Here is a 10,628-nt window from a genome sequence, read left to right as displayed (position 1 = left end):
CCCACCGCCTCTCCTCCTCCACTGCCTCTTCCTTCCCCCTACCCCTTTCTCTTTGCTCTCCTCTCCCCCCCACAAAGCATTTCAAACCTGCATTGCCCGACCTCGCACCTGTACCCGCAGGCACCTTTCAAAAAGCAGAATCCCCGCGCCAGAAGGTGCGGGGATTCTGCAAGTCAGGCTAAAAGCCTTTTGCGAATGCGGACTTACACCACGCCGTGTTCGCCGGGCCTTTCATACTGGTCTTTTTTCTGCACAAGGCGGACGTAAAAGTCCGTGTCGCCCAGAGCCAGCAGAATGGCGGAAGAAACATAGATGGAAGAGGCCGTGCCCACGATTACGCCAATAAGCATAGTGAAGGCAAAATCGTGGATGACGCCGCCGCCGAGGAAGAACAGAGCCAGGGTGGACAGCAGGGTCGTGCCGCTGGTCAGTATGGTGCGCGAAAGGGTCTGGTTGACGCTCTTGTTGATCAGGTGCGCCATGTCCAGGTTGGGCGTTGCCCGCAGATTTTCGCGCAGGCGGTCATAGATGATGATGGTGTCGTTGAGCGAAAAGCCCACCAGGGTCATCAGGGCCGCCATGACGTTGAGGTCGATTTCAACATTCATCAACGAGAGCAGGCCCACGGTTATGGCAACGTCGTGTAGGAGCCCTACCACGGCTCCAAGCGCGAAGTTGAGCCGTAACACAAAGCATACCACCATGGTTATGCCCAGCGCCAGCAGCACAAGCCAGCCCATGCCAAGGCCTGTAAGCCCGGCCACGTAAATGCCGCCCCAAAGAGCCGCCGCCATAATGGCGCCAGCCATCCAGCGCTGTTCAAAACGGCCGGAGATGTACACCGCAATGAGCAAAATGGCATAGTAAAGCGCGCTGAGGGCCTTGTTGGTCAGGTCAGCGCCCACCTTGGGGCCAACGATCTCAAGGCGCACGATTTCAGCGGCATTGCCGGGAAAGGTAGTCGCCAGGGCGTCCATCACCGTGGTGCGCAAATGCGTGGCGTCGGCGTTTTCGGCGCTGCTGAAGCGCAGCAGATAGTCGCGCCCGCCCTCGCCGAAGCGCTGGGTGGTGATGCCGGGCAGGGCCGGAGTATCCAGGCCTTTTTTCAGGGCTTCGTCGGCGACGGGCTCCTGAAACTGCACCTGTACGATGACGCCGCCCGCGAAGTCGATGCCCATCTTGAGGCCATTGCCCCATACGGCGGAAATAATGCCGATGAGGATAAGCAGAGCAGAGGCTCCGTAGACCCAAAAGCGCTTGCCTATGAAGTCAATATTGGTGTCGTGTTTGATAAAGGTAAAACTCATGACAGCCTCCCGGCGCGCTAGATGCTCAGACCCTTGGGACCGCAATGGCGCGCCCATTCTTCAAAAATGGCCCGCGAAACAAAGATGGCCGTAAACATGGAGGCAACAATGCCCAGCCCCAGGGTTACCGCGAAGCCTCTGATGGGCCCTGTGCCGAACTGGTACAGAATGACTGTAACAATGATGGACGTGAGGTTGGCGTCCGTAATGGAGACCATGGCCCGGTCAAAGCCCGCGCGCACTGACGCCAGCGGCGTGAGCCCCAGGCGCAGTTCTTCACGTATTCGTTCGTAGATCAGCACGTTGGCGTCCACCGCCATGCCGATGGTCAGCACGATGCCCGCGATGCCCGGCAGGGTCAGGGTCGCGCCAAAAGCGCCCATGCCCGCCATCACGATAAGCATGGTGAAGCAGAGCATGAGGTTGGCGATAAGGCCGCTGAGGCCGTAATAAAATCCGATGAAAACCACCACGGCAGCCGCGCCCACAACGGCGGCGCGCACGCCGCTGTCAATGGCCTCCTGCCCGAGGGAGGGGCCGACGCTGCGCTCTTCAAGCACAGAAACCGGGGCGGGCAGCGAGCCCGCGCGCAGCACAATGGCGAGGTCCTGCGCCTCGGCAGTGGTGAAGCTGCCAGAAATGCTTGCCTTGCCGCCGCCGATGCGTTCGCGGATGACAGGCGCGGAATAGACCTTGCCGTCAAGCACGATGGCCATGCGGCGTCCCACGCTTTCGCCGGTCACACGCTCAAAGATACGCGCGCCGCGGGCGTTGAAGCTCATGGTCACGTAGGACTTGTTCATGTTGTCAAAGGCCGGGCGGGCATCGGCAACATCTTCGCCGGTGAGCATCGAGTCTTTTTCAACAGCGATGTGACCCTCGGGCTGCCCGGCGTTCTTTTCCAGCATGGGCAGAACCACCACCCCTGGGGGCAGTACGGCCTTGGCGGGGTCCACATCGTCACGAACCAGATGAAATTCAAGGTGCGCGGTCTGGCCGATGATCTGCACGGCGCGGCGCGGGTCGGAAATGCCGGGCAACTGCACCTGAATGCGGTTGCCGGCCTGCTTGCGGATATCGGGTTCCGCCACGCCGAACTGGTCGATACGGTTGCGGATGGTGCGCAAGGCCTGATCAAGAGCCAGTTCTTCAATTCTTTTGACTTCGCCTTGCGTAAAACGAGCTACATAGCGCAGCTGTCCGCCTTCGCCCGCCTGGGGCTGGCCCACGCTCAGCTGGGGAAAATGGCGGGCCAGGATCTCGCGGAGCTTGGCTTCATTATCGGCGCGGGGCAAAAGAAATTCCAGAGCCGTGCCGCCCATGACGCGGGGGCGCAGCACCACTATTTTTTCGTCCTGGGCCATACGGCGCAGGTCCTGCCCGGCAATAGCCAGAGAGTTGCTCACAGCCTTGGCCACGTCCACGCCCAGCGTCAGGTGTATGCCGCCCTTGAGGTCAAGACCGAGATTGATCTTGCTGGACGGCAAAACGCGCTCCAGTGCGGGCCCGATAACGGGCACGCTGGGCAGCGCGTACACAAGAGAAATCAGAAATACCAACGAAGCCAAGATCAAGCGCCAGCGCAGACCCATCGTTCACCTTCCAAACAACAGATTTAAAGCACAGCATGCCCTGAAGGGCACGGCTCGCCCGAAGCCTTGCAACTGCGGACCGGGCGGGAGCCCACAGCGGCGGAACCGCGCGCAATCACGGCGCGCGCCAAGGTCATGCCGCCCGTTCCAAGGGCCAAAAGCCCCTGAGCCGGCCTTGGCAAAGGCCAGCCCACGGGCCGGACATGACAAAAAACCAGAGATGCTACTTGCTGTCGTCCTTGCCGCCCTTACCGGGCACAAGGCCGCCAATGGCGCCGCGCGTAACGCGCAGTTTGGACTCTCCGCTTTCAAGCAGCACCTGTTCATCGTCGATTTCAAGGATGCGGCCAATCAGTCCGGCGGACGTGATCACATGGTCGCCACGCTTGAGTTCGGCCAGCATGGCCTTGTGGGCCTTGGCACGCTTCTGCTGCGGACGGATGAGCAGAAACCAGAAGATGACGAACATCACGATGAGGGGAAGGAACTGCATAAGCATGTCGGTTCCACTGGCGGGGCCGGCACCGGCCTGGGGGGTACCCATGGCGTAGGCTACTGATTCAAACAAAACGCACCTCCAAAGGTGTAGCAAAGTCATTGGCCTGAACGTCACGCATACAGCCAGGCAGCCCAAGGCCGCCTCAAAGCCGATTTGCGCACAATACCAGCGAATTTCTATATACGTTGGCGTTCAATCTTGCAAGCCTTTCCGCCGCGCCCCGCGCGGCAAAGCGGCGATCATACGAGGCGGCAAAAACCGGCACTGATCATCGGCAAGATGCAACAGGCAGAAATCTCCGCCACAAAAATCTGTAATTATTTAATAAAAATATATTATTCCTCTTTGTAAAGCCACGCCCTTGCCGCTTGCCCGGCCTTGCCATCACCGGCCTCACAGGGATACAGAATATTTTTGCAAACGTCGTTGCGGGAGTTGCCATGCGTCCTTGCCATACCCTTGTTCACGCCGCCCTCATTGTCACTCAGGACGAGGCGCGCACTGTTCTTGAAAACGCCAGCATAGCGGTGCTTGACGGTCTTGTGGCGGATATTGGCCCACGCCACGAAGTGGCCCTTCGCTGGCAGCCGCAGCAGGAGGTTGACCTTGGGCAGTGCGTGCTGCTGCCGGGGCTTGTCAACGCGCACACCCATGCCGCCATGACCTTTTTGCGCGGCCTCGCCGACGACATGCCCCTGATGGAATGGCTCAACAACTGCATCTTTCCGGTGGAGCAAAAGCTTACCCCCGAAATCGTGCGTCTGGGCAGCCTCATGGGCCATGCCGAAATGCTGCGCACCGGCACCACCTCGTACATTGACATGTATATCTTTGAAGAGGTGGCCCTTGCCGCCGCCGAAGAGTCCGGGCTGCGCTGCCTGGGTGGCGAAGTGGTGTTCGCCTTTCCATCGGCGGCCTTTTCCGGCCCTGAGGCCGCGCTTGAAAATACCCGCGCCCTGGCTGAAAAATACGCCGCCCACCCACGGGTGCGCGTGGCCGTCAATCCACACAGCGTCTACACCACCACCCCGGAAATACTGGCGGCCTGCCGCGACCTCGCCCACGACCTGACCCTGCCCCTCCACTTTCATCTTGCCGAAACCACAGAAGAAACGCAGATATGCCTGCACACGCACGGCAGCAGACCCGTGGATTACTGCCGCCGCATGGGCCTGCTGGACGCCCCGTGCACCCTTGCCCACGTGGTTGACGTCACCCCTGACGAGCTTGATTGCCTGGCCGCCAGCAACGCTGTGGTGGCCCATAATCCGTCTTCCAATATGAAGCTCGCTTCGGGCGTGGCCCCCGTGCCCGCCATGCTTGAACGCGGCATGGCGGTGGCCCTTGGCACGGACGGGGCCGCCAGCAACAACCGGTTGAACTTGTTTACAGAAATGGGGCGCGCAGCCCTGTTGCACAAGGTTGCGGGCATGGATTCCACCCTTCTGCCCGCGCAGACAGTACTGGACATGGCCACCCTGGGCGGTGCCGCCGCCATGCATGACGAACGCCTGGGGAGCCTCGCTGTGGGCAAGGCCGCAGACTGCGTTGCCCTTGACCTGACCTCCCCCAACATGCAGCCCGTCTATAATGTTGTTTCCCACCTTGTTTACGCCGCCACGGGTATGGAAACCCGCATGACCATGGTCGACGGCGAAATTCTGTATATGGACGGCAAATACACCCGCTTTGACTATGAGGCGCTGTGCCGTGAAATGACCCAGCTGCGCAATTTTGTGCGCCGTGTGGCGGGGCTGGCATAAGATGCCCGCGAAGGGCTGATCGCCTGCAAAAACTGTCAGATAGACTGCGGCGCGAGTCCCTGCGGATGCCTTGAGCCTGACGGCTTCGGCTCCCGGCGGGAAATTCCCGCTCGTCGCCCTCTTGACAGCGACTCAAGTTCGGCTATATTTCTCCATTCCGAACCGGCGGCCCTGTGCCGCCGCTATTTCGCAATACGGCGCTTCTGCGCATGGAGGTTTTGCTATGACCCCTCTGGAAAACGCCACCAAGACCGCTGACGGTGTGGTGCTTAACGGTTTTGTTCTTTCGCCGGTGGTGGAACAGTGTACTGGCTGTGACCGCGTGCGCGAATTTGGTGAAGAGCAGTTCTGCTCAAGCTACCCCGTGCCCTCCAAAAAGTGGGTCGGCGGTCGCTGCAATTTTGCCACCCATATCAAGACGCAGGCTGGCTCCGGCGCCAAGGTCAACCCCCTCAAGGCGTCCAAGCGCGCTGCCAAGGGTCGCTAGACCGCAGGCCGTCACCCCTTCGGACGCCGCTGGATTTTTCCATGCCTGGCCGGAGGGCGGAGCGCATGCCCGCACAGGCAGTGTGTGCCAGATACGGGTTTTGCCCGTATACGGACATGGATGGAAGACATCGGATTTTCGGCTTTTGTTCCGTCAACGGGTTCGCCCGTGCGGCGCGGAGCCGTTTTTCCGTTTCTTTGGGCCAGGCCGGGCAGCGTTGTTCCGCAGATTTTCCCCAAGGGGCTGCTAGCGCAGCCCCTTGCGTTTTCAGCGCCAGTGCGAGAATCTTCTGATGCGCAAGTCTGCTGATACGCGAATCTGATGATGTGCGAGTCTGCGGGCAAACCCGGCTGCATGGCGGCAGCCGTTGTGAACGGGCCAAGCAAGCGGCAAGGCCGCCCCGCTCCCCGAGACGGCTGCACGCAATCCAACCAGGGCGTTGCCAAGGCGGATGCCCGTGCTTTTACATGGCGAAACTCCGTCGGCACAACCGCCAAAATGTTTTGCGTCCCATTGCTCTGAAGTCAGGGGAGGAACACATGCACAAGAATATGGACGCCCTGTTGCGCGGCCTCGCAGGCCGTGAAGACCGTGTGGTGGCCCTGCAAAGCGCCCTTACCGCCTGCCCTGCCCTTGGGCCGGACAATGGCGGCGACGGCGAAGAGGCCAAGGCCGCGCTCATCACGCAATGGCTTGAGGCCTGCGGCATAACAGATATTTTACGTGTCGACGCCCCTGATTCCCGCGTGTCTTCGGGCCTGCGCCCCAATCTTGTGGCCCGCATCCCCGGCAGAAAAAAACGCACCCTGTGGCTTTTCGGCCATATGGACGTCGTGCCCCCCGGCGATTTGTCCGCCTGGGTCTCCGACCCCTGGCAGGTCCGGCGTGAAGGCGACCTGCTGTACGGGCGCGGCGTTGAAGACAACCAACAGGCCGTGACAAGCATGCTGCTGCTGGCTGAAGAACTGCGCCAGCGCGGCATCACGCCCGAACTGAGCCTGGGCCTTGTGTTTATGGCTGACGAAGAAACAGGCAGCGCCTACGGCCTGGAGCATATCCTCAAAACCGCCCCCGAACTTTTCAGCGCTGACGACCTGTATATTGTTCCCGATGCGGGATCGCGCCGGGGCGACGTCATCGAGGTGGCCGAAAAGGGCCAGCTGTGGCTCAAGGTGCGCACCACAGGGGTTCAGTGCCATGCCTCCACGCCGCAAAAAGGCCGCAACGCCTTTCTGGCCGGAGCGGACATGGCGCTGGCCTGCCACAATGGCCTGCGCTCCGCCTTTGGCGATACCAACACCCTGTTCAACCCGCCCACCTCCACCTTTGTGCCCGGCAAGCACGAGGCCAATGTGCCCAATATCAACACCGTGCCCGGCAGTGATGTTTTTTATATGGACTGCCGCCTGCTGCCCCAGGTTGACCCGGAGGCCGTGCTGGAAAAGGTGCGCGCTCTTGCCGCCGAGGTGGAGCAACGCCACGGCGTGCAGATAGAGATCAGCGTGGTGCAGCGGCAGGCCGCCTCCTGCGTGGCCGAAACCAGCCCTGTGGTCACGGCCTTGAGCGCCGCAGTTGCCCGCGTCTACGGCGTCGAGGCCAGAACCCTCGGCATCGGCGGAGCCACGGTGGCGGCCCAGTTGCGGCAGCGCGGCCTTGCCGCCGCCGTGTGGAGCTGCCTTGCGAGCACCTGCCACCAACCCAATGAGAGTTCTTCCATCACGGCGACCATCAAGGATGCCCAGGTCTTCACCCATATACTTATGAATCCCGCACATGTCTGATACCAACACCGCCTTTTTTGACTGTATCGTGGCCGGCGGCGGCCATGCAGGTTGCGAAGCCGCCGTGGCCCTGGCCCGTATGGGGCACAGCGTGCTGCTTGTGAGCGGCAACCTTGACCGCCTGGGCTACCTTTCATGCAATCCCGCCATCGGCGGCCTGGCAAAAGGGCACATGACCCGTGAAATCGACGCCCTGGGCGGCATGATGGGCCTGTGGGCCGACGCGGCGGGCATACAGTTTCGCGTGCTCAACATGAGCAAGGGGCCTGCGGTGCGCGCCACCCGCGCCCAGATGGACCGCCTGGCCTACCAGCGCGTTGTGCAGAAAACCCTGTACTCCACGCCCGGCCTGCGCATCTGGCAGGATTCCGTCACCGGCATATCCGCTGGCGATGACCGCGCCACCGGCGTGCGGACGGCGCAGGGACTCACTTTTTCCGCCCGTCACGTACTGCTGACCACAGGAACCTTTCTGGACGGCCGCATCCACATGGGGCTTACCAGCATTCCCGGCGGCCGCCTGGGCGACGCCCCGGCCATCGGCCTTTCCGACAGCCTGCGTTCCCTGGGCTTCACGCTGGGCCGCCTGAAAACCGGCACCACGCCACGGCTGCTCAACTCCTCCATCGACTACTCGGTGCTGGAGGAGCAAAAGGGCGACGATCCGCCCCCGGCGTTCAGCTTTCACGGACCCGGCCCGGTACTGCCCCAGGTGTCCTGTCATGTGACCTGGACCAACGAACGCGCGCACGAGATCATCCGGAGCGGCTTTGACCGTTCGCCCATGTTTACGGGCATCATCAAGGGCACGGGGGCGCGCTACTGCCCTTCCATCGAGGACAAGGTCGCCCGCTTTCCCGACAGGGAACGCCACCAGATATTTCTTGAGCCCGAAGGGCTTCACAGCGCCGAAGTTTACGCCAACGGCATTCCCACCAGTCTGCCGCTGGACGTGCAACTGGACATGGTCCACGCGGTGCGCGGTCTGGAAAACGCCGTCATGCTGCGCCCCGGCTATGCCATCGAGTACGATTTTTCCGATCCCGTGCAACTCATGCCCACCCTTGAAAGCAAGGCCGTGCCGGGGCTGTGGCTGGCCGGGCAGATCAACGGCACCTCGGGCTATGAAGAAGCTGCGGCGCAAGGGCTGTGGGCGGCCCTGAACATTTCCTGCCGCCTGCGCGACCTGCCGCCCTTCCTGCCTGGCCGCGACGAGGCCTATATGGCCGTGCTTGTGGACGACCTCGTCACCTCCGGCACGCAGGAGCCGTACCGCATGTTCACATCGCGGGCGGAACACCGCCTGCTGCTGCGCGAGGACAACGCGGACGCGCGCCTGACCCCCCTGGGCCGCAATCTGGGCCTTGTGAGCGACGCCCAATGGGACGCGTTCTGCCGCAAACAGGATGCGGCGGCCCGCCTGCGCGCTGGCCTTGAGCAAAAACGTATTCCATCCGAAAAGAATAATGGCGGCAATGGCGGCAGCGCCGATGACACGGCGGAAACCGCTATTGCCGGAGATGCGGCAGCGAGCCTGCCAGCCGGACGCACCCTGGCGGAAGTGCTGCGCAGGCCGGAGATGGACCTGCAAGGGCTCGCGGCCCTGTTGCGGGGCTGCCCTGACGGGCCTGCAGCCGAACTGGGAGCCTTTCTGGAACAAGAGATGCTGCTGGCCGGAACTGCGGCGTGCGAGAGCGTGCAAACGGAAATCAAATATGCGGGCTATCTGGTGCGTCAGCGCGAGCTTGTAGCCCGCGCGGCCAAGCTCGAATCCACGGCCTTGCCCCCTGGTATGGATTATGCCACAGTAGCCGGACTTTCCCGTGAGGTGACGGAAAAACTTGGCCGGGTGCGACCACTCAGCCTGGGCCAGGCAGGCCGCATCTCCGGGGTTACGCCAGCGGCCGTGGCCTGTCTGGAAATACATTTGCACAAGCTGGGGATGCTCTGATGCCCCCGCCCGTGAAATGAGCAGAAAAAGCGCTGGGCGTAGTTTTTTCGCCGCAGCGCATCAGCAGGGCAACTTCACTAGCGATACTGTCGCCATTCACAAGGCTTTTTCGTCGCCTTACGGCTGCCGCCTGAAACTGTCCTGGCTATTGCGGGAGCAGAAGCCCGTCGTAAAGGTACAAGCGCAGCACATCTGCGCGTTACGCTCCGTAACGGACGAACCGAAACGTTGAAAACAGATATTTTCAACGTCAGGCTGCCCTGATTGCGGCTGACTCGTTACATAGCAATATATATTGGTGAACATATGACGGGCACACAACTTCTTTTGGTTTGCATTGCCGTGCTGGTGATTTTCTGCATAACGGCTCTTGTCGCGCAGACATACATACAGCGGCAGCAGCAGGCGGCACGGCGCAAGGCCATTATCCGCCAGATGCTGGAAACGGCCCAGGCGCAAAACGAAATATTCGACATCAACATACTGGACAAAGGCGCTTCCCACAAAGGGCTGGCCGCGCTGCTGCAATACATTTCCCCCACCTCGCTGGGCATGGAAGTGCTGAACTACGTATCGCGGGAACTGGCGGGCGTGACCGTGGAAGTGTATTTTCGCGCCACGCTGCCTGAGGGGCCCACTTTTTACAAATTCCACTCTGTCATTGAGAGCGTGGAGCCAAACCGCAAAAAATCCCTGCTGCGGCTTGCCTCCCCTGAAGACCTTTCCACAGGGCAAAAGCGCGTTTTTATCCGCGTGAAGCCTCCCAAGGACAAAGTGCGCGTCATTGGCGTGTGGGAGATGGATTCCAGCAAACCCATACCGCGCAATACCTCCGAGATCAGCCGTCCCCTGCTGCACTACAAGCGCGGCATGGAAATAGAGCCTGTACAGGTTGAAAATATTTCAGCCACGGGCATGGCCCTGCGCTTTCCCATGGAAGATCTGGATATCAAGCCAGTTGACCTGGACAAAGGTTCACAGTTACTTTGTCTCATCATCTACCACATGGGCAAGGATGAAAAAGTCGTCACCTTCTGGTGCACTTGTTCCGTTCTGCACGCCCGTGTGCATGAAGGTCCAAACCCGGCTCTTGTGCTCGGCACAGAGTTTACCAACTGGGCCGTGCTTGAACAGGGCAAATCGGAGATTAACTGGTTCCACAGCACGCCCTCCCGGGGGGTGTCGCCCATAACCCAGTGGGTCATGCATATGGATATGGAACAGCGCAAACTGCTCTAGACCGGGCGG

At 61.1% G+C, this 10,628-nt stretch carries 8 protein-coding genes; 5 read left to right on the top strand and 3 right to left on the bottom strand.

Annotation, left to right across the window (positions count from 1 at the left end; genetic code table 11):
* Positions 1-203: 203 nt before the first annotated feature.
* The 3 genes from secF to yajC all read right to left on the bottom strand — a co-directional run bounded on the left by secF (position 204) and on the right by yajC (position 3,467).
* Positions 204-1,307: a protein translocase subunit SecF gene (secF, locus tag BCS36_RS08465; RefSeq protein ID WP_291302468.1), complete on the bottom strand. Its 1,104-nt coding sequence runs from the start codon at positions 1,305-1,307 to the stop codon at positions 204-206.
* A 17-nt stretch (positions 1,308-1,324) separates the two neighbouring features.
* Positions 1,325-2,899: a protein translocase subunit SecD gene (gene secD, locus BCS36_RS08460; RefSeq protein WP_291302467.1), complete on the bottom strand. Its 1,575-nt coding sequence runs from the start codon at positions 2,897-2,899 to the stop codon at positions 1,325-1,327.
* A 223-nt stretch (positions 2,900-3,122) separates the two neighbouring features.
* Positions 3,123-3,467, bottom strand: a complete 345-nt coding sequence (gene yajC / locus BCS36_RS08455) for a preprotein translocase subunit YajC (RefSeq protein WP_291302466.1) — start codon at positions 3,465-3,467, stop codon at positions 3,123-3,125.
* Between the two features lie 371 nt (positions 3,468-3,838).
* Between yajC and BCS36_RS08450 the strand changes: the two genes are divergently transcribed.
* From BCS36_RS08450 to BCS36_RS08430, 5 genes are all read left to right on the top strand, one after another.
* Positions 3,839-5,161 (top strand): amidohydrolase, encoded by a 1,323-nt coding sequence (locus BCS36_RS08450; protein ID WP_291302465.1) that lies wholly within the window; start codon positions 3,839-3,841, stop codon positions 5,159-5,161.
* Between the two features lie 223 nt (positions 5,162-5,384).
* Positions 5,385-5,648, top strand: a complete 264-nt coding sequence (locus BCS36_RS08445; protein WP_291302464.1) for a PxxKW family cysteine-rich protein — start codon at positions 5,385-5,387, stop codon at positions 5,646-5,648.
* Positions 5,649-6,187: 539 nt separating this feature from the next.
* The gene (locus BCS36_RS08440; RefSeq protein ID WP_291302463.1) at positions 6,188-7,429 is read left to right on the top strand and encodes a M20 family metallo-hydrolase; all 1,242 of its coding nucleotides are present in this window, start codon (positions 6,188-6,190) and stop codon (positions 7,427-7,429) included.
* Positions 7,422-9,380, top strand: coding sequence for a tRNA uridine-5-carboxymethylaminomethyl(34) synthesis enzyme MnmG (mnmG, locus tag BCS36_RS08435; protein WP_291302462.1), 1,959 nt, complete (start codon positions 7,422-7,424; stop codon positions 9,378-9,380). Before BCS36_RS08440 ends, mnmG begins: the two co-directional genes overlap by 8 nt.
* Positions 9,381-9,686: 306 nt before the next feature.
* Positions 9,687-10,619, top strand: a complete 933-nt coding sequence (locus BCS36_RS08430; RefSeq protein ID WP_291302461.1) for a hypothetical protein — start codon at positions 9,687-9,689, stop codon at positions 10,617-10,619.
* Positions 10,620-10,628 lie beyond the last annotated feature (9 nt).

This window comes from Desulfovibrio sp. MES5 (assembly GCF_002237645.1).
Classification (GTDB): domain Bacteria; phylum Desulfobacterota; class Desulfovibrionia; order Desulfovibrionales; family Desulfovibrionaceae; genus Desulfovibrio.
Note: the sequence above shows the minus strand (reverse complement) of the source record. Positions and strands in the feature narration are given on the sequence as shown.